18 protein-coding genes are annotated in these 18,191 nt (G+C 59.7%); 6 read left to right on the forward strand and 12 right to left on the reverse strand.

Features of this window, described 5'->3' with window-relative positions:
* Window positions 1-2: 2 nt before the first annotated feature.
* From ACUTSW_RS09665 to ACUTSW_RS09710, 10 genes are all read right to left on the reverse strand, one after another.
* A complete protein-coding gene (locus ACUTSW_RS09665; protein ID WP_445584272.1) occupies window positions 3-1,022 on the reverse strand; it encodes a DUF979 domain-containing protein in 1,020 nt (339 codons plus the stop codon).
* Entirely contained in the window at window positions 1,019-1,750 is a 732-nt protein-coding gene (locus ACUTSW_RS09670) for a DUF969 domain-containing protein (RefSeq protein WP_445584273.1), read from the reverse strand. The genes ACUTSW_RS09665 and ACUTSW_RS09670 overlap by 4 nt, the downstream gene beginning before the upstream one ends.
* Window positions 1,751-1,805: 55 nt before the next feature.
* Window positions 1,806-2,543, reverse strand: coding sequence for a 5-oxoprolinase subunit PxpA (gene pxpA, locus ACUTSW_RS09675; RefSeq protein WP_062869940.1), 738 nt, complete (start codon window positions 2,541-2,543; stop codon window positions 1,806-1,808).
* Window positions 2,533-3,465 (reverse strand): 5-oxoprolinase subunit PxpC, encoded by a 933-nt coding sequence (gene pxpC / locus ACUTSW_RS09680; protein ID WP_445584274.1) that lies wholly within the window; start codon window positions 3,463-3,465, stop codon window positions 2,533-2,535. Before pxpC ends, pxpA begins: the two co-directional genes overlap by 11 nt.
* Window positions 3,459-4,121: a 5-oxoprolinase subunit PxpB gene (gene pxpB, locus ACUTSW_RS09685; RefSeq protein ID WP_445584275.1), complete on the reverse strand. Its 663-nt coding sequence runs from the start codon at window positions 4,119-4,121 to the stop codon at window positions 3,459-3,461. The genes pxpC and pxpB overlap by 7 nt, the downstream gene beginning before the upstream one ends.
* A gap of 152 nt (window positions 4,122-4,273) precedes the next feature.
* The gene (locus ACUTSW_RS09690; protein WP_445584276.1) at window positions 4,274-5,017 is read right to left on the reverse strand and encodes a type 2 GTP cyclohydrolase I; all 744 of its coding nucleotides are present in this window, start codon (window positions 5,015-5,017) and stop codon (window positions 4,274-4,276) included.
* Between the two features lie 17 nt (window positions 5,018-5,034).
* The gene (locus tag ACUTSW_RS09695) at window positions 5,035-6,015 is read right to left on the reverse strand and encodes an MBL fold metallo-hydrolase (RefSeq protein ID WP_445584277.1); all 981 of its coding nucleotides are present in this window, start codon (window positions 6,013-6,015) and stop codon (window positions 5,035-5,037) included.
* Window positions 6,016-6,037: 22 nt separating this feature from the next.
* Window positions 6,038-7,468, reverse strand: a complete 1,431-nt coding sequence (gene phrB / locus ACUTSW_RS09700; RefSeq protein ID WP_445584278.1) for a deoxyribodipyrimidine photo-lyase — start codon at window positions 7,466-7,468, stop codon at window positions 6,038-6,040.
* 15 nt (window positions 7,469-7,483) lie between these two features.
* Entirely contained in the window at window positions 7,484-8,440 is a 957-nt protein-coding gene (locus ACUTSW_RS09705) for a YbgA family protein (RefSeq protein WP_445584279.1), read from the reverse strand.
* 143 nt (window positions 8,441-8,583) lie between these two features.
* Window positions 8,584-8,790, reverse strand: coding sequence for a YbfA family protein (locus tag ACUTSW_RS09710; protein ID WP_004949720.1), 207 nt, complete (start codon window positions 8,788-8,790; stop codon window positions 8,584-8,586).
* A gap of 444 nt (window positions 8,791-9,234) precedes the next feature.
* On the opposite strand from ACUTSW_RS09710, the gene ACUTSW_RS09715 reads away from it, so the two are divergent.
* From ACUTSW_RS09715 to kdpE, 6 genes are all read left to right on the forward strand, one after another.
* A complete protein-coding gene (locus tag ACUTSW_RS09715; RefSeq protein WP_004949718.1) occupies window positions 9,235-9,324 on the forward strand; it encodes a K(+)-transporting ATPase subunit F in 90 nt (29 codons plus the stop codon).
* Window positions 9,324-11,012, forward strand: coding sequence for a potassium-transporting ATPase subunit KdpA (gene kdpA / locus ACUTSW_RS09720; protein WP_166728372.1), 1,689 nt, complete (start codon window positions 9,324-9,326; stop codon window positions 11,010-11,012). Before ACUTSW_RS09715 ends, kdpA begins: the two co-directional genes overlap by 1 nt.
* A 27-nt stretch (window positions 11,013-11,039) precedes the next feature.
* On the forward strand, window positions 11,040-13,109 hold the full coding sequence (gene kdpB / locus ACUTSW_RS09725; protein ID WP_062869933.1) for a potassium-transporting ATPase subunit KdpB: 2,070 nt from the start codon (window positions 11,040-11,042) through the stop codon (window positions 13,107-13,109).
* A 19-nt stretch (window positions 13,110-13,128) separates the two neighbouring features.
* On the forward strand, window positions 13,129-13,698 hold the full coding sequence (gene kdpC / locus ACUTSW_RS09730; protein WP_006324099.1) for a potassium-transporting ATPase subunit KdpC: 570 nt from the start codon (window positions 13,129-13,131) through the stop codon (window positions 13,696-13,698).
* Window positions 13,699-13,771: 73 nt separating this feature from the next.
* Window positions 13,772-16,465: a two-component system sensor histidine kinase KdpD gene (kdpD, locus tag ACUTSW_RS09735; protein ID WP_445584280.1), complete on the forward strand. Its 2,694-nt coding sequence runs from the start codon at window positions 13,772-13,774 to the stop codon at window positions 16,463-16,465.
* A gap of 18 nt (window positions 16,466-16,483) precedes the next feature.
* Window positions 16,484-17,173 carry a two-component system response regulator KdpE gene (gene kdpE, locus ACUTSW_RS09740; RefSeq protein WP_004949708.1) on the forward strand — a complete coding sequence of 230 codons (690 nt, stop codon included), beginning with the start codon at window positions 16,484-16,486 and terminating at the stop codon, window positions 17,171-17,173.
* A gap of 27 nt (window positions 17,174-17,200) precedes the next feature.
* Here the strand turns inward: kdpE and ACUTSW_RS09745 are convergent, their stop codons facing one another.
* Both ACUTSW_RS09745 and ACUTSW_RS09750 read right to left on the reverse strand, forming a co-directional pair.
* On the reverse strand, window positions 17,201-17,500 hold the full coding sequence (locus tag ACUTSW_RS09745; RefSeq protein ID WP_445584281.1) for a DUF3861 domain-containing protein: 300 nt from the start codon (window positions 17,498-17,500) through the stop codon (window positions 17,201-17,203).
* Window positions 17,500-18,150, reverse strand: coding sequence for a PadR family transcriptional regulator (locus ACUTSW_RS09750; protein ID WP_004949702.1), 651 nt, complete (start codon window positions 18,148-18,150; stop codon window positions 17,500-17,502). Before ACUTSW_RS09750 ends, ACUTSW_RS09745 begins: the two co-directional genes overlap by 1 nt.
* Window positions 18,151-18,191: the final 41 nt, after the last annotated feature.

The raw sequence follows: 18,191 nt of genomic DNA on the forward strand, positions 1-18,191 counted from the left end.
TCCTACGGGAACATCAGGAAATAAAGCAGGAACACGTTCACCAACAGCAACAGCGCCCCGGTAGGCACCTGCGCTTTGATCACCGCATTCTTGTCCGGCAATTCCAGCAACGCCGCCGGCACAATATTAAAGTTAGCAGCCATTGGCGTCATCAGCGTGCCGCAATAACCGGAAAACATGCCGATTGCCGCCATGACTGCCGGATTACCGCCGTGCTGCAGCACCAGGATCGGGATGCCGATGCCGGCAGTGACGATCGGGAAGGCGGCGAAGGCGTTACCCATCACCATGGTCAGCATCGCCATGCCGATGGCGTAAACCGCCACGGCGATAAAGCGATTGTCGACCGCCAGGTATTCCTGGGTCAGATGGGAAATCGCGGTGCCGACGCCGGCGGCAGTGAACAGCAACCCCAGCGTGGCCAGAATCTGCGGCAAAATAAACGCCCAGCCGACCGAATCCAACAGACGACGCGCTTCCTGTATCGGCTGCGAAAGGGTTTCGCGAGTCATTCGCACCGCAATAATGCCGCCCAGTACCACACCCAGCGCCATCGAGAACAGCGTAATCAACGTGGCGTGATTGCCGCTGCCGAACACCGCCTTCTGCAGAGCCGGAATATTGTTGAACAGCAACACGCCTGTCACCGTCACCACCGGGATCGCCAATGCAGGAATAAACAGTCGATTGCCCAACCGCTTGGCACTTTCCTCACGCTGTTGCGGAGTACGCTGATGGTAGCGGCCAAGCCGCATGCCGCCGAAACCGGCGATCAATGCCATCACTATTACCACTACGCCGACGATGATATGCAACATGCGTTTCTCATTGCTGCCCTCGCCCAATACATCGCCCAGCAGACTGTAGGTCCAGTCGCCCACCAGGAACACCAGGCCGTACAGCGCCCAGAACAGGCCGGTGGTGATGCGGCGCGGGTTGGCACGATCGCGGAACGACATCACCGCCACGATCAACAGCACCGCACCGGCCAGCCAGTAGAGATATTGTTGTTGGAAACTCATTGAGCATCTCCTTTGGCCCGCAACGCCGCCTGGTTAAGCTGCGCCAGCTCGGCGCTGAGCTGTTTGTCCATCCGGTAAAGCCGGAAGGCATGGATCAGGAAAGCGAAAATGGCGGTCGGAATGCCCCATAAAGCGATATGCAACGGCTCGGTCTGGATACCGCCTGACTCCAGCATAAAATTATGCATGAAGATGATCGCACCAAAGGCCACGAAGATGTCCTCGCCAAAGAACAGCCCGACGTTATCGGTGGCGGCAGACATGGCACGCAGGCGATGCCGCGTGCGTTCCGGCAACTCGCCGTAGCGATTTTCGGTTGCCCCTTCCGCCATCGGCGCCAGCAGCGGACGCACCATTTGCGGGTGGCCCCCCAGGCTGGTCAGCCCCATGGCGGCGGTGATTTCACGCACAAACAGATAGACGATCAACAACCGCCCTGCAGTGGCGCTCTTGATCTTGGCGATCCACGCCTGCGCGCGCTCTTTCAGCCCGTGACGTTCCAGCAGACCTATTACCGCCAGCGGCAACAGCAGGATCAGCGGCAGATTCCGGGTACTGAGGAAGCCTTCACCCAGTTTTTCCAGAATGACGTCCAGCGGCATCAACGCCGCCAACCCGGTAATGATGCCGGCGGCAATCACCACCAGCACTGGGTTGAAACGCAAAACAAATCCAACCACGATGGCGACAATGCCAATCAATGGCCAGAGATTAATGGCCTGTTCCATGATCGTCCCTCGGTAGTTTCCAATCGTTTTTTAGAAGTGATGTTGTGTACTGCTCTTAATCTGCGCTGACGCTAATGCCCTCTACGGCGAAACGTTCGCGCAGCGTGCGGGCGAAACTCAACGCATGTTCACCGTCGCCGTGCAAACAGACGGTTTCCGCCTGCACCGCCGCCCAGGTGCCGTCCTGCGTGCGCACCCGATGATGGCGCACCATTTCCAGCGTTTGCTCCAGCGCCAGTTCGTCGCTGGTGATCAGCGCACCCGGCTGACCGCGCGGCACCAGCGTGCCATCGGCCTGATAACCGCGATCGGCGAACACTTCCTGCCGCGTCGCCAACCCCAGTTTCTCTCCGGCGCGAATAAGCTCGCTGCCCGCCAACCCCACCAGCCGCAGAGCGGGATCGACCGCCTTCACCGCCCGGGCGATGGCCTCAGCCAAAGCCGGCTCAACCGCTGCCTGGTTGTACAACATGCCGTGCGGCTTCACATGCACCATCACCCCGCCTTCGGCACGGGCCATCGCCGCCACCGCGCCCAGTTGATACACCACCTGTGCATACACCGTTTCCGGCGGCAGTTGCATGCGGGTACGGCCAAAATTCTCGCGATCGGGGAAACTGGGGTGCGCGCCTATAGCCACACCATATTGCAGCGCCCAACGGACCGACTGACGCAGGGTTTGTGCATCGCCGGCGTGAAAACCGCAGGCAATATTGGCCGAACTGACCAGTTGCAACAGCGCCTCGTCGTTGGCACAACCTTCGCCGAGATCGGCGTTCAGATCAACGAGCATCTAACCCCCAGGCAATTTGTTGGATAAAGCGATCCTGCTCGGCCTTGGCGCGTTGCGCCTCCACCAGAGTACAGGGAACAAAGTGGATAGCCTCGCCCAGACGGATCTGCGCCAAATGGTAGAGATCGGCCTCGATCACGCAGGCAATGCGCGGGTAACCGCCGGTAGTTTGCGCATCGGCCATCAGCACGATCGGCTGGCCGTTATGCGGCACCTGCACCACGCCCGGCAGCAGGCCGTGCGACAGCATTTCGCGGTCGGTGGTGCGGCCCAGCGCATTGCTGCCGTGCAGGCGATATCCCATGCGGTTACTCTGCGGGCTGAGCTGCCAGGCGGTACGCCAGAAAGCCTCCTGCGCCTCGGGGCTGAACTCGGCATACTCCGGTCCCGGCAAGGCGCGGATGCGATTATTGAACAACAGTTGCTTAACGCCACAGCTGTTTTGCGGCACGGAAACCGGCTTGCCCAACGGCAGGCTGTCGCCGTCTTTCAGGTTGCGCCCTTCCAGCCCGCCAAAGGCAGCTTTGATATCCGTGCTACGCGAGCCGAGCATTTCGGGCACGGTGATGCCGCCGGAAATCGCCAAATAGCTGCGCATGCCGCGTTTAGGCATGTTCATGACCAGCTGCTGGCCCGCTTTAACCAGGTAACGCCAGCCGGTCCACAGCGGTTTTTCGTCCAGTTTTGCATCGCAACCTGCCCCGGTCAGCGCGATCCACCCTGACTGGGTGAATTCGGCGCTGAATTGGCCAAGGGTGATTTCCAGCCCGGCATCACCTGGTGAATTCCCCACCAACAGGTTGGCGATTTTCAACGCCGGCAGGTCAAGCGCACCGCCCTGGCTAACGCCCAGATGGCGGAAACCGTGACGGCCCGCATCCTGTACCGTGGTGTAAATGCCCGCACGCAGGATCTTCAACATACGCCCTCCTTCTGCGGCACGAAGCGCACGTTATCGCCGGGGCGCAGCAGCGTCGGCGGCATGTCATAAGGGTTGAATAACGACAGCGGCGTGCGGCCAATCAACTGCCAGCCCCCAGGGGTGACCAGCGGATAAATGCCGGTCTGGCTGCCGCCGATGCCAATGGAGCCTGCTGCCACCGCCAGACGCGGTTCGGCGCGGCGCGGCGTCGCCAATTTTTCCGGCATGCCGCCCATATAAGAAAAACCCGGCTGAAAGCCAAGGAAATAAACCACATAGGCCGCCGAAGAATGGCATTCCACCACCTGCTGCGGCGTCATGCCGGTGTGGTGCGCCACCGCGTCCAGATCAGGCCCATATTCGCCGCCGTAGATCACCGGAATGTCCACCTGGCGCGATGGCGGCATCAGACTTTCCTCGCTGTCCCAGCCCTGCTGCAGCTGCGCCAACATCGCTTCGGCGTCTGCCTGTGGCGTATTGAGCAACAGCGTAAGATTGTTCATTCCCGGCACCACTTCAAGCACATCAGGATGATGATTAAATATTTCGGCCAGCGCCCAGATCCGCTGCTGGCTCGGCAGCGTCATCGGCGGCGACAGTTCAAGCACTACGGCTCTTTCCCCCAACAGGTAATAACGCGCTCGTTGTCGTTGCACCTGATTCTCCTTAATTACCGCGATGAAAAACACACCAGTTATGCGTGACGCAGCTCCGGCTGTCAATAGAACGCAACCATTGAAAAAATAAGGAATTAAGGCGCAAAAAGGATCCGGCCGGCGCGCAGGCCGGGCCAGATCCTGAGGAAAAATCAGGCGGGGTTCGGGATATCGATAAAGGTCACGTTAAAACCATGATGCTGCGCCAGCCATTCCCCCAGCGCCTTCACACCGCCACGCTCAGTGGCGTGATGACCGGCAGCGAAGAAGTGAATGCCCATTTCCCGTGCAGTGTGGATGGTTTGTTCCGATACCTCGCCGCTGATAAAGGCGTCCACACCGAAACGCGCCGCGCTATCGATGAAACCCTGGCCGCCGCCGGTACACCAGGCCACGCGACGAATGTGCGCCGGCGCGTTATCGCCACAGTGCAGCACTGCACGGCCCAGTCGGCTCTCAATGCGCTGCTGCAACTCAGCGCCGGTCAGCGGTTGTTCAAACTCGCCGTGCGGCACCAGCGGTTCCACTTCACCGATAACGCGAATGCCAAGCAGGTGCGCCAGTTGCGCGTTGTTGCCCAGCACCGGGTGGGCATCCAGCGGCAGATGATAACCGTACAGGTTGATGTCATTGGTCAGCAGCGTTTTCAGCCGATTGCGTTTCATGCCGCGCACCGCCGGCGCTTCGTTTTTCCAGAAATACCCGTGATGCACCAGGATGGCGTCCGCCTGCTGCTCCACCGCCGCATCCAGCAGCGCCTGACAGGCGGTCACGCCGGTGACGATGCGTTTCACATGCGGCCGCCCTTCTACCTGCAGGCCATTCGGCGCATAGTCCTGAAACGCGGCGCTGTTCAGTTCGCTGTTGATCAAATTTTCCAGATCGAGGTTACGCATAATCTTCTCTCTTCAATTCAAAATGTTTGCCGATCGCCCTGTGCCATCAGGATAAACTTCACGCCCAGATCGTTGCCCTGATCCAACTGCTGTTTAATGGTAGCGCGCACGTCTTCGCCCTGCTTCAGGCTGGGTTTGATATGGCTGATCACGACCGGAAAACCCTTCAGCGAGCCTTCGCCGCCGCTGTACTGAGCCAGACTTTTCAGCTCTTTCAACAGCCACGCCGGCGTCAGGTGGCCGTACAGGTTTTTATCTTCAACGCCATTGGGGTAAGAGGTTTCAATAATCATCCCCTTCAGCTTTTTCTGTTCAATTAACGGCCCCAGCGCGCGCCAGGCGGTATCCAGATTGCGCGACTGCTCGAGCGCATCCGGCCCGGTGTCGCCGAAATAGGCGAAGGAGCCGCTGCGATCGGACACCAGCAGCATCGAGGAGGAATAACGATCGTGGCTGAGCGGATACATCACGCCGCTCAGGCCGGTGACGCCCAGGGTAAAGCGCTGCTGCGGCCGCACCGTTTGCAACCGATAGGTGCCCAGCCGCGATCCGTTACCGGCGTCGGTGAAGTTCGGCCAAGCCTTCCAGTTAAAGTAATGATTGCGCAAGGTCAGGATGGTATCGGCCTGGGCATAAATATTTTTCTTGCCGTCCTCCGGCGAACCGATAATCAGCCCGGCCACGTGGTCCAGATGACCGTGACTGATAAAGTAACCACCGATCAGTTGCCGGAACACGTAACCCTGAGGGGTATAAGGCGCCGCCAGTTCGGGGGTCACCTGCGGGAAACTGCCTTTTTCCAGCCCTTTGGCAATGCCCGGCAACAGTGAACCGGCATCGAGCGCCAGGTACTGCGGCTGGTTGTCGCTGCGGATCAGATAGGATGTCAGATTGCCGTCGCTGACGCCGCCGTCAACGCCAAGTGCTACCACGTCAAAGCCGGCCAGCGCCAGGGCTGAATAGCCGCTCAGGCACAGGGCCAGCACCTTGTTCATCATTCTTTCGCTCCTTGCTGTTGCCTTAATATTCCCCCCGCTTGGCCGCTTCAAAGGCCGCCAGCGTCTCCAGCCGGGCCTGCTTGTGATCGACAATCGGCAAAGGATAATCCAGCATGCGTTGCTGTTTTTCCGCCCAGAGATGGGGCTGATGAAGAGCATTGTCCGGTACATCCGCCAGCTCGGGCAACCATTTACGGATAAAAGTGCCTTGCGGATCAAAACGTTCGCCCTGGGTGGTCGGGTTAAAGATGCGGAAATACGGCGCGGCGTCGGTGCCGGTTGAGGCCGCCCACTGCCAGCCGCCGTTATTCGCCGCCAGATCGCCGTCCAACAGCTGCGACATGAAATAGCGTTCGCCGGCGCGCCAGTCGATCAGCAGATCTTTCACCAAAAAACTGGCGCTGATCATGCGTAACCTGTTATGCATCCAGCCGGTTTTATTCAGCTGACGCATGGCGGCATCGACGATCGGGTAGCCGGTCGCACCTTGCTGCCAGGCCAGCAACAGTGCGTCGTTATTCCTCCAGCGTACCCTATCCGTCCACTCGATAAAGGGACGGTGCCTGCATAACGCAGGATAGGCCACCATCAGATGCCGATAAAATTCGCGCCAGATCAATTCGTTCAGCCAGCCAAAAGCGCCGCTGTCGCTGTTTTCCAGCACCTGCGGGCATTCGGCGCGCAGGCGGTTAAAGCATTGGCGCGGCGACAGTACGCCAATCGCCAGATACGGCGACAGGCTGCTGGTACCGGTAATAGCGGGAAAGTCGCGTTGTTGCAGGTAATCCTGCACTTGCTCGCGGCAGAAAGCGCGCAGCCGCTGCAGCGCCGCCTCTTCCCCGGCGGGAAAATCTGCACCCGCCTCAACCTGCGGATAATCGAACGCCGCCGGCGCAGCTGACACCGGCAACGCGCCGCCTTCACGACGTTTGGGCGCCGGCAAGGAACGGACGTCGGATTCGGTCAGCCGTTGGATAAAAGCCTTACGGAACGGCGTATAAATTTTGTACATCTCTCCGCCGCCGGTTTGTACGCTGCCCGGCGGTAACAGCAGGCTGTCATCGAAGCTTTGGCAAATCACCTGCCCGGATAAACGCCGTTGCGCCTGTTGATCACGCTTTAGTTCATTAATCTCGTACTGGCGGTTATAAAACAGCGCATTCACCCGCTCTTGCGCGCAATACGCCACCAGCCAGTCAACAGCGGCGGAAAAATCATCGCACTGATGGCAGACCAGCGGGATACCGCGATCCGCCAGCGCCTGCTGAACCTGCTGCAGGTTGGCATGAATAAATGCCGCCTGACGCGGTGCCATCTCATGCTGCCGCCACTGTCCAGGGGTAGCGATAAACACCGCCAGCACGCGGGCGGCGGGATCGCAACAGGCGGCGTGCAGCGCTTTGTTGTCGGTTATACGCAGATCGTTACGTAGCCAGACCAGATGCGTGGCCATAAAACTCCTTGTCGGTTAGTGGCCGTAACGCAAACGCAACGCTTCGGGATAGGGTTCGAAATAACGTTGATCGGCCAGATAGCGATCCGGGTATTCGGCCATGTAATGTTTAAGCAGGGTGATCGGCGCCAACAGCGGCTGCATTCCCTGGCGATAGCGGTCGATCAGTTGCGCCAACTCCTGCCGCTGAGCCGAGCTGAGCTGGCGGCGGAAATACCCCTGCACGTGCATCAACACATTGGTGTGATTGCGGCGCGTCGCCTTGTGCGCCAACAGCCTCATCAGGCGGCTGCGGTATTCAATGGCGAATGCCTCGAGCGACTCCCACTTTTCGATATCGGCGACAAAACGGCCCAGTTCGCGGTATTCCGGCTGCGAATGCGCCAGCAGCGAAAGCTTATAACGGCTGTGGAAAGCGATCAGTCCGCCACGGGTCAGCCCCTTGCGCCACAACATATTCAGTTCATACAGCGCGTAAACCCGCTCGACAAAATTTTCCCGCAGGGTGGCATCATTCAGCCGCCCGTCTTCTTCTACCGGCAGCCAGGGCATCTGGCACAGCAGTTCGGCCGTGAATAGCCCGACGCCGTTTTTGCGCGACTCTTTTCCGTTTTCGCTGTAAACCCGCACTCGCTCCATACCGCAGCTCGGGGACTTGGCGCAGACGATATAGCCGCACAAATGCCCCAGTTCCGCGACGCGTTGCTCGGAAAACCGCTGCATTTTGTCGGTCACGTCGACGCTGTCGTCGTTGCTGTAGCGCATCACCGGCGACGGATGTTGTTGTTTGCTCAACCGTAGTGCCGGGCGTGGGGTGGGCAAACCGATCGCCATTTCCGGGCACACCGACTCAAAGCGCACATAGGGCGCCAGTTGCTCCACCGCAAAGGCCAGGCGTTTATGGCCGCCATCAAAACGCACCGCGTCGCCCAACAGGCAGGCGCTGATCCCGATCGGAATTTTGTCACTCATGATGTGCTCCCACAGTCCTGGACGATGCTAAAAGTGTAGAGGAATTCACGCGGGGAAACGACAGTTAGCTGCGTAATGAGCAGGCTGCGCACATAAAAAAACCCCCGCCGCAAGGCGAGGGTTTCAGGGGACTCTGGCGGCGATCAGTAGAAATCGCAGGACGCCAGCTCCGCCTGTTGCAGCCAGACCGGCTTATCGCTGGTTTTAGACCAGACGCGGTGCAGATAGCTGTAAAAACGTGCCCGGTCGCTGCGGAACAGCATAACCGGTAAAGCCAAAGTCCCTGCCAGGATCACTGCGCTGCGGCGCAGGAGAATCCGATGCAATGAATAAGCGTGATAAGTAGACATGCGAACCTCCTCGAAAACGCCCGGCCGTTGATTTTCTGAAAACAGCGCTGGCGTAGACAATGTAAATGCGACAATTTGGTAACTGAACAAAATTTTAGCGCAACTGATGAAAGTTTACTACTCATCCGACCACTAAATTGTACAAAAAATCGCAAAAAAATCCGCCATTCCGTAATTTTGTTACACCCAGGTTAATAACTAACTAACCATTGGTTATATTATGGTTATTTACAGCCTGTTTACGCGTACCGCTTCCCCAGGCAGCGCAGAACACAGGCTGAAACGCGCCACCCGCTCACAAAGCCGCCGTTAAAAAGCCATTTTTCGCTGTAATTTCAGCCATTTTTATACTTTTTTTACACTGCCCAGCGCTATTTTTTCATCTTCTTTTTACCGCCCTCCCTACACTCGCAGTATCAAAAACTACACCTCTGGAGGTGTCCTGTGAGTATCAGCGTTATTGGTGGTGCGCTGTTGGTTCTGCTGCTGTTGGGCTATCTGGTTTATGCCCTGTTCAACGCGGAGGATTTCTGATGGCAGCTTCAGCCTTTTTACTGATTGCCAGCTTCTTGCTGGTGCTTGTGCTGCTGGCCCGGCCTTTGGGCAGCTTTTTGGCACGCCTGATCGAAGGCGAACCGCTGCCCGCCCTGCGCCAGGTGGAAGCCACCGTCTGGCGCTGCTGCGGCAATGACACCGCCGAGATGAACTGGTGGCAATACGCGCTGGCGATCCTGTGGTTCAACCTGCTTGGCCTGGTACTGCTGTTCGCACTTCTGATGGGCCAGGGCTCGCTGCCGCTTAACCCGCAGGGTTTCCCTGGGTTGTCGTGGGATCTGGCGTTCAATACCGCCGTCAGCTTTGTCACCAATACCAACTGGCAGGCTTACAGCGGCGAAAGCGCCCTCAGTTACCTCAGCCAGATGGCCGGGCTGGCAGTGCAAAACTTCTTGTCCGCCGCCACCGGCATCGCAGTGGCCTTTGCGCTGATCCGTGCCTTCACTCGCCGTTCCAGCGCCACCATAGGTAACGCCTGGATCGACATTTTCCGCGTGACGCTGTACGTATTGCTGCCGATTTCGCTGCTGATCGCGCTGTTCTTCGTCAGCCAGGGCACGCTGCAAAACTTCCTGCCTTATCTGCACACCACTACGCTGGAAGGCGCGCAGCAGACGCTGCCGATGGGGCCGGTAGCCTCGCAGGAAGCGATCAAGATGCTCGGCACCAACGGCGGCGGCTTCTTTGGCGCCAACTCGGCGCATCCGTTCGAGAACCCGACCGTCCTGACCAACTTTGTACAGATGCTGGCGATCTTCCTGATCCCGTGCGCGCTGTGCTTTGCCTTCGGTCAGGTTGCCGGTGAGAACCGTCAGGGACACGCGCTGATCTGGGCGATGGCGCTGATCTTCGTGGTGGCGGTGATCGTGGTGATGTTCGCCGAATTGGCCGGTAACCCGCATCTGAGCGCGCTGGGCGCCGACAGCAACATCAATATGGAAGGCAAGGAATCACGCTTTGGCATTCTCGCCACCAGCCTATTCTCGGTGGTGACCACCGCAGCCTCCTGCGGTGCGGTCAATGCGATGCACGACTCCTTCACCGCGTTGGGCGGCATGGTGCCGATGTGGCTGATGCAGATTGGCGAGGTGGTATTCGGCGGCGTGGGCTCCGGCCTGTACGGCATGCTGCTGTTCGTGCTGCTGACGGTGTTTATCGCCGGGCTGATGATCGGCCGCACGCCGGAGTACCTGGGCAAAAAGATCGACGTCTATGACATGAAAATGACCGCGCTGGCGATCCTGGTCACGCCGACCCTGGTGTTGCTGGGCACGGCGCTGGCCATCGCCACCGACGCAGGCCGTGCAGGCATCCTTAACCCAGGCGCGCATGGCTTCAGCGAAGTGCTGTATGCCCTGTCTTCCGCCGCCAACAACAACGGCAGCGCCTTTGCCGGCTTGAGCGTCAACACGCCGTTCTACAACCTGCTGCTGGCATGCGCCATGTTCGTCGGCCGCTTCGGGGTCATCCTGCCGGTGCTGGCCATTGCCGGTTCGCTGTGCGCGAAAAAACGTCAGCCTGCGGGCAACGGCACCCTGCCGACCTACGGACCGCTGTTTATCGGCTTGCTGATCGGCACCGTGCTGCTGGTAGGCGCATTAACCTTCGTACCGGCGTTGGCGCTGGGACCGGTGGCCGAGCACCTGCAGCTCTGGTTGGCAAACTAACAGACGTCATAGAGAGAGAATAAAGAAATGACTCGCAAACAACGCGCACTGTTTGAACCGGCATTGGTCCGTACCGCGCTGATCGATGCGGTGAAAAAATTGGATCCGCGCACCCAATGGCGTAACCCGGTGATGTTCGTGGTGTATATCGGCAGCATTTTGACTACCGTCATCTGGCTGGCGATCCTGGCCAAACAGACCGACGGCAGCGCCGCCTTTACCGGCAGTATCGCCCTGTGGCTGTGGTTCACCGTACTGTTCGCCAACTTTGCCGAAGCGTTGGCCGAGGGGCGCAGCAAAGCGCAGGCAGAAAGCCTGAGGGGCACCAAGAAAACCAGTTGGGCGAAGAAACTGGCCGCGCCGCGCCGTGACGGCGCCACCGAGAAAGTGTCCGCCGAGAGCCTGCGCAAGGGTGACGTGGTGCTGGTGGAAGCCGGCGATACCATCCCTTGTGACGGTGAGGTGCTGGAAGGCGGCGCGTCAGTAGATGAAAGCGCCATTACCGGTGAGTCTGCGCCGGTGATCCGCGAATCCGGCGGCGACTTCTCGTCAGTGACCGGCGGCACCCGCGTGCTGTCCGACTGGCTGGTGGTGCAGTGCAGCGTCAACCCGGGCGAAACCTTCCTCGATCGGATGATCGCCATGGTGGAAGGCGCCAAGCGGCGTAAAACCCCGAATGAGGTGGCACTGACCATTCTGCTGGTGGCGCTGACCATCGTGTTCGTGCTGGCGACCGCTACGCTGTTCCCGTTCTCGCAATACAGCGTGGATGCCGCCAAGGGCGGGTCAGTCGTCAGCATCACCGTACTGGTGGCGCTGCTGGTCTGCCTGATCCCAACGACTATCGGTGGCCTGCTGTCTGCCATCGGCGTGGCGGGGATGAGCCGGATGCTGGGCGCAAACGTGATCGCCACCAGCGGCCGTGCGGTGGAAGCGGCCGGCGACGTCGACGTGCTGCTGCTGGACAAAACCGGCACCATCACGCTAGGCAACCGTCAGGCCTCCGAGTTTCTGCCTGCACCTGGCGTGAAGGAACAGGATCTGGCCGATGCGGCGCAGTTGTCCTCACTGGCCGATGAAACGCCGGAAGGCCGCAGCATTGTGGTGCTGGCCAAACAGCGCTTTAACCTGCGCGAGCGCGACCTGCAGGCACTGAACGCCACTTTCGTGCCCTTCTCCGCTCAGACGCGCATGAGCGGCGTCAACGTGCAGGACCGCATGATCCGTAAAGGGGCGGTGGATGCCATTCGCCGCCATGTGGAATCCAATCAGGGCCACTTCCCGCAGGCGGTGGACGATCTGGTGGCTAGTGTAGCGCGCACCGGCGGTACGCCGCTGGTGGTGGCCGAAGGGCCACGGGTGTTGGGCGTGGTGGCGCTGAAAGATATCGTCAAGGGCGGTATTAAAGAGCGCTTCGCCGAGCTGCGTAAAATGGGCATCAAAACGGTGATGATCACCGGCGATAACCCCTTGACCGCTGCGGCGATCGCTGCCGAAGCCGGTGTGGATGACTTCCTGTCGGAAGCCACGCCGGAAGCCAAACTGGCGCTGATCCGCCAGTACCAGGCGGAAGGCCGGCTGGTGGCGATGACCGGCGACGGCACCAACGATGCCCCGGCGCTGGCGCAGGCCGACGTGGCGGTGGCGATGAACTCGGGCACCCAGGCCGCCAAAGAGGCGGGCAACATGGTCGATCTGGACTCCAACCCGACCAAACTGATTGAAGTGGTGCATATCGGTAAACAGATGCTGATGACGCGCGGCTCGCTGACCACCTTCAGTATCGCCAACGACGTGGCGAAGTATTTCGCCATTATCCCGGCGGCGTTCGCGGCAACCTATCCGCAGTTGAACGCGCTGAATGTGATGCACCTGCACTCCCCCGCTTCCGCCATTATGTCGGCGGTCATTTTCAACGCCCTGGTGATCGTGTTCCTGATCCCGCTGGCGCTGAAAGGGGTGAGCTATAAGCCAATGAGCGCCGCAGCGCTGCTGCGCCGTAACCTGTGGATGTACGGTGTGGGTGGCCTACTGGTGCCCTTTGTCGGCATCAAACTGATCGATCTGGTTCTGGTCGCCTTGCATATCGCCGGTTAAGAATTAAGAGGAAATGAACATGTCATATTTACGTCCTTCGCTGGTGATGCTGATTCTGCTGACGTTGATTACCGGCATTGCCTATCCGCTGTTGACCACCGGGCTGTCGCAGTTGCTGTTTTCCGGCGCGGCAAACGGCTCGCTGTTGTATCAGGGCGACAAGGTGGTGGGGTCGGCACTGATCGGCCAAAACTTTACCAAACCGGAGTATTTCTGGGGTCGCCCTTCAGCCACCGGTGATTCAGCCTATAATGCCATGGCGTCCGCCGGCAGCAATCTGGCCGCCACCAACCCGGCGCTGGATAAAGCCATCGCCGAACGTGCGGCACAGTTGCGTCAAGCCAACCCGGCGGCGAAAGGCCCGATCCCGGTCGATCTGCTGACCGCCTCCGGCAGCGGGCTGGATCCGCAGATTTCCATCGCTGCGGCGCAATATCAACTGGCCAGGGTTGCCGCAGCGCGCCAATTGCCGCAGGAGCAGATCGCCAAGCTGATTGACGAAAGCACCGATCAGGCAACCCCCAACTTTATGGGCGAATCGGTGGTTAACGTGCTGAAATTGAACCTGGCGCTCGACGCATTGCGGTAATACGCCGCATTCAGCATAGTGAGAGGGTTCGGCTTGCCGAACCCATTTTTGCTTTGTTACGCAAGGAATTGTAATGGTCGAAGAAGAACAGCAGCGCCCCGATCCTGACAGCCTGCTCGCGGTAGCCAATGAAAAACCGCGCGGCCGGCTGAAGGTGTTCTTCGGTGCCTGCGCCGGGGTGGGTAAAACTTACGCCATGCTGCAAGAAGCGCAGCGCCTGCGCGGCCAGGGGCTGGACGTGCTGGTTGGCGTAGTCGAAACCCACGGGCGCAGCGAAACCGCCGCGCTGTTGACCGGGCTGGACGTGCTGGCGAAAAAGCGTATCCAGTATCGCGGCAGGCTGGTGCAGGAGTTTGATCTCGATGCCGCGCTGGCGCGCCATCCTGCGCTGGTGCTGATGGACGAACTGGCGCACAGCAACGCCCAGGGTTCGCGTCACCCGAAACGCTGGCAGGATGTAGAAGAGTTGCTGGACGCCGGTATCGACGTGCTCACCACCGTGAACGTGCAGCATCTGGAGAGCCTGAACGACGTGGTCGGCGGCGTAACCGGGGTGCGGGTACGCGAGACCGTGCCCGATCACGTATTCGACGAAGCGACCGAAGTGGTGCTGGTCGATCTGCCGCCGGACGATCTGCGCCAGCGGCTCAATGAAGGCAAGGTGTATATCCCCGGCCAGGCCGAACGCGCCATCGAGCACTTCTTCCGCAAGGGCAACCTGATCGCCCTGCGCGAGCTGGCGCTACGCCGCACCGCCGATCGGGTCGATGACCAAATGCGCGCCTTTCGCGATACCCAGGGCCGAGAAAAAGTGTGGCACACCCGCGACAGCATTTTGCTGTGCGTCGGCCACAACAGCGGCAACGAAAAGCTGGTGCGCATCGCCGCCCGGCTGGCGGCGCGTCTGGGCTGCCACTGGCATGCGGTGTATGTGGAAACGCCGAAGCTGCACCGGCTGCCGGAAAACCGACGCAGGGCGATCCTGCGGGCATTGCGACTGGCGCAGGAGCTGGGTGCAGAAACCGCCACCCTGTCCGATCCTTCCGAAGAACGTGCGGTGCTGCGCTACGCCCGCGAGCATAACTTGGGCAAAATCATTATCGGCCGGCGTGGCGAACAGCGCTGGAAACTGCGCGGCAGCTTCGCCGATCGTCTTGGCCGCCTGGGGCCGGATCTCGATTTGGTGATTGTCGCACTGGAAAACGACAGCTTCCCGCCGCCCGGCAAAGAGCACGACAACCGTAACTTCACCGAAAAGTGGCGTATGCAATTGCGCGGCTGTGCCGTCGCCGTAGCTTTGTGCGCCCTGATTACCCTGCTCTCCCAGTGGCTGCTGCCGGGCTTTGACCAGGCTAACCTGGTGATGGTGTATCTGCTCGGCGTGGCGATCGTCGCGTTGTTCTTCGGCCGCTGGCCGTCTGTGCTGGCCGCAGTGATCAACGTCGCCAGTTTCGATCTGTTTTTCGTTCAACCTCAATGGTCGTTTGCCGTCAGCGATATGCAGTATCTGCTGACCTTCGGCGTTATGTTGATCGTCGGCATTACCATAGGTAACCTGACCGCCGGGGTGCGTTACCAGGCTCGCGTCGCCCGCTACCGCGAACAGCGGGCCCGCCACCTGTATGAGATTTCACGCGGTCTGAGCCAGGCGCTGACCCCCGAAGATATCGCCAAAACCAGCCGCCATTTCCTCTCCAGCAGTTTCCAGGCCAAAACCGTGCTGCTGCTGCCACAAGAGGACGGCAAGCTGCAACAGATGGTCGGCGAGGCCGGAGGCTTGTTGTCGGTGGATGAAGCCATTGCCCGCTGGAGCTTTGACAAGGGGATGCCGGCCGGCGCAGGCACCGACACCCTGCCCGGTGTGCCTTATCAACTGCTGCCGTTAACCGCCTCGAAGCAGACCTTCGGCCTGTTGGCTATCGAACCCGGCAACCTGCGCCAGTTAATGGTGCCGGAGCAGCAGCGGCTGCTGCAGACCTTTGCGGTGCTGATCGCCAGCGCGCTGGAGCGGCTGCACCTGGCGCGCAGCGCCGAAGAGGCCAAGCTGGACGCCGAGCGCGAACAATTGCGCAACTCCCTGCTGGCGGCGCTGTCCCACGATTTACGCACCCCGCTGACGGTGCTGTTCGGTCAGGCGGAGATTTTGACGCTCGATCTGGCGGCCGAAGGCTCCAGTCATGCGCCGCAGGCCAGCCAGATCCGCCAGCAGGTGCTGAGCACCACCCGGCTGGTGAATAACCTGCTGGATATGGCGCGCATTCAGTCCGGCGGCTTTAACCTGCGAAAAGAGTGGCAATCGCTGGAAGAGATCGTCGGCGCATCGCTGCATATGCTGGAGCCGCTGCTGACCCAACACCAGATCAAGGTCGAGCTGCCGCCTGAGCTGGTGCTGGTCAATTGCGACGGCAGCCTGCTGGAACGCGTCTTCACTAACCTGTTGGAAAACGCCAATAAATACGCCGGCATCGATGCTATTATCGGCATTCGCGCCCATGCTCTGCCGGAGTGGCTGGAAGTCGAAGTCTGGGACAATGGCCCCGGCATTCCCGAAGGGAAAAAACAGCTGATTTTCGATAAATTCGCCCGCGGCAATAAAGAGTCGGCAATCCCCGGCGTGGGGTTGGGGTTAGCGATTTGCCGTGCCATTATTGAAGTGCACGGCGGCCGCATCTGGGCGGAAAACGGCGCCAACGGCGGCGCCAGTTTCCGTTTTGTTCTTCCGCTGGAGAAACCGCCCGAAATTGATGGCGAATCCTTTGATCTGTAATCACCCCCTGGGAGCACTGTGAGCAGCACGCCAACCAACATTCTGATTGTCGAAGATGAAAAAGAGATCCGGCGTTTCGTGCGCATCGCATTGGAAAGCGAAGGTCTGCGGGTGTTTGAAAGCGAGACGCTACAGCGTGGGCTGATTGAAGCCGGCACGCGTAAACCGGATCTGATTATTCTCGATTTAGGGTTGCCGGACGGCGACGGGTTGAGCTATATCCGCGATCTGCGGCAGTGGAGCGCCATTCCGGTGATCGTTCTCTCGGCGCGCAATGCCGAAGAGGACAAAATCGCCGCACTGGACGCCGGGGCGGACGACTATCTCAGCAAGCCCTTCGGCATCGGCGAATTGCTGGCGCGGGTGCGGGTTGCCTTGCGCCGCCACTCCGGCAGCCAACAAGAAAGCCCGCTGGTCAGTTTTTCCGAAATCACCGTCGATCTGATCAACCGCCGGGTGCTGCGCAATGGCGAAGATCTGCACCTGACGCCAATAGAGTTTCGCCTGCTGGCCGAATTGCTGGCCAACTCCGGCAAAGTGATCACCCAACGTCAGTTGCTGAGCCACGTCTGGGGGCCGAACTACGTCGAACACAGCCACTATCTGCGCATTTATATGGGGCACCTGCGGCAAAAGCTGGAAGCCGACCCGGCCCGGCCGAAACATCTGCTGACCGAAACCGGCGTCGGGTACCGGTTTATGCCTTGAGGTTGACGGGGGCCGCATGCGGCTCCCCTACTGTTGTGGGCCCTTCTTCAACCCCACCATGAACTCCTTGAACGCCTCGCGCAGCGGTGCGAACACCGGATACTTGCGGTTCTCGATCATCACCTCCGAAAACAGCTTCAGGCCGACGGCGAAGGCCGCACTTTTATCTTCGCCAAAATTCAGATCTTCACGCAATTTGATTCGCTCGACGATGCCGAGAATATCGTCGTGATTTTCCACTTCAAAACTCAACGGCGCTTTATCGACCGGATCGCCTTTGCGATCGTTCAGGGCTTCAACGGTGATACGGAAACGGTGGCCTGGCATCAGTCGTTCTCCTGCGTTGTCGTGTTAATGTTCATTTCGCTTTCGATCGCCGTTACTGCAGTGAGCAACGCCTGATTGATACGTTCAACCTGCTGCGGCGAGAGATCGGCGCGCATTACGTTGCCGCGCAGCAAACTGCGCAGACGGTTCATGGCTTCTGAGATACCTTCCGCCAGGTTACCGTGATGATGATGACTGCGGCCGGCCCCGGCCAAACGGGCAAGGATCAGATCGACGGCAGCCTGGTGCTTTTGCAGTTCGCTCTGGCCCAACGCGGTGATTTGGTAGCTTTTGCGGCCGTTACCGGTGGTTATCGGCTCGAGGAAGTCCTGCTCTTCCAACAGCGTCAGGGTCGGATAAATAACGCCTGGACTTGGCACGTACAAACCGGAGGAAGCCTCGTCGATCGCCTTGATCAGCTCATAGCCGTGGCTCGGTTTGCGCGCCACCAGCGCCAGCAACACCAACCGCAAATCGCCATGTTCAAACATGCGGTGACGCCCACCACGGCCGCCACGCCCACCACGTCCGTGTTCTTCGCCGTGCTCGCCGCCAAAGTGATGGCGCCCGCCGCGACGACGATGTTCGTGCCCTTCTTCGCCGTCATGGTGGCAACCGTGCCGGCGGTGTAAACCTAATCGATGGAACATAGGGTTTTACCTCTCAATGAATAGTCAGTTGACGAGGTGAT

It is taken from the genome of Serratia sp. TSA_198.1 (assembly GCF_052686505.1).

Bases quoted from the DNA above. Each gene is read 5' to 3' on its own strand.
- kdpD (WP_445584280.1), top strand. From the start codon at position 13,772: ATGGTCGAAGAAGAACAGCAGCGCCCCGATCCTGACAGCCTGCTCGCG.
- ACUTSW_RS09670 (WP_445584273.1), bottom strand. From the start codon at position 1,750: ATGGAACAGGCCATTAATCTCTGGCCATTGATTGGCATTGTCGCCATC.
- ACUTSW_RS09695 (WP_445584277.1), bottom strand. From the start codon at position 6,015: ATGATGAACAAGGTGCTGGCCCTGTGCCTGAGCGGCTATTCAGCCCTG.
- pxpC (WP_445584274.1), bottom strand. From the start codon at position 3,465: ATGTTGAAGATCCTGCGTGCGGGCATTTACACCACGGTACAGGATGCG.
- ACUTSW_RS09745 (WP_445584281.1), bottom strand. From the start codon at position 17,500: ATGCCAGGCCACCGTTTCCGTATCACCGTTGAAGCCCTGAACGATCGC.
- kdpC (WP_006324099.1), top strand. From the start codon at position 13,129: ATGTCATATTTACGTCCTTCGCTGGTGATGCTGATTCTGCTGACGTTG.
- kdpA (WP_166728372.1), top strand. From the start codon at position 9,324: ATGGCAGCTTCAGCCTTTTTACTGATTGCCAGCTTCTTGCTGGTGCTT.
- ACUTSW_RS09690 (WP_445584276.1), bottom strand. From the start codon at position 5,017: ATGCGTAACCTCGATCTGGAAAATTTGATCAACAGCGAACTGAACAGC.
- ACUTSW_RS09665 (WP_445584272.1), bottom strand. From the start codon at position 1,022: ATGAGTTTCCAACAACAATATCTCTACTGGCTGGCCGGTGCGGTGCTG.
- phrB (WP_445584278.1), bottom strand. From the start codon at position 7,468: ATGGCCACGCATCTGGTCTGGCTACGTAACGATCTGCGTATAACCGAC.
- kdpB (WP_062869933.1), top strand. From the start codon at position 11,040: ATGACTCGCAAACAACGCGCACTGTTTGAACCGGCATTGGTCCGTACC.
- ACUTSW_RS09710 (WP_004949720.1), bottom strand. From the start codon at position 8,790: ATGTCTACTTATCACGCTTATTCATTGCATCGGATTCTCCTGCGCCGC.
- ACUTSW_RS09705 (WP_445584279.1), bottom strand. From the start codon at position 8,440: ATGAGTGACAAAATTCCGATCGGGATCAGCGCCTGCCTGTTGGGCGAC.
- pxpA (WP_062869940.1), bottom strand. From the start codon at position 2,543: ATGCTCGTTGATCTGAACGCCGATCTCGGCGAAGGTTGTGCCAACGAC.
- ACUTSW_RS09750 (WP_004949702.1), bottom strand. From the start codon at position 18,150: ATGTTCCATCGATTAGGTTTACACCGCCGGCACGGTTGCCACCATGAC.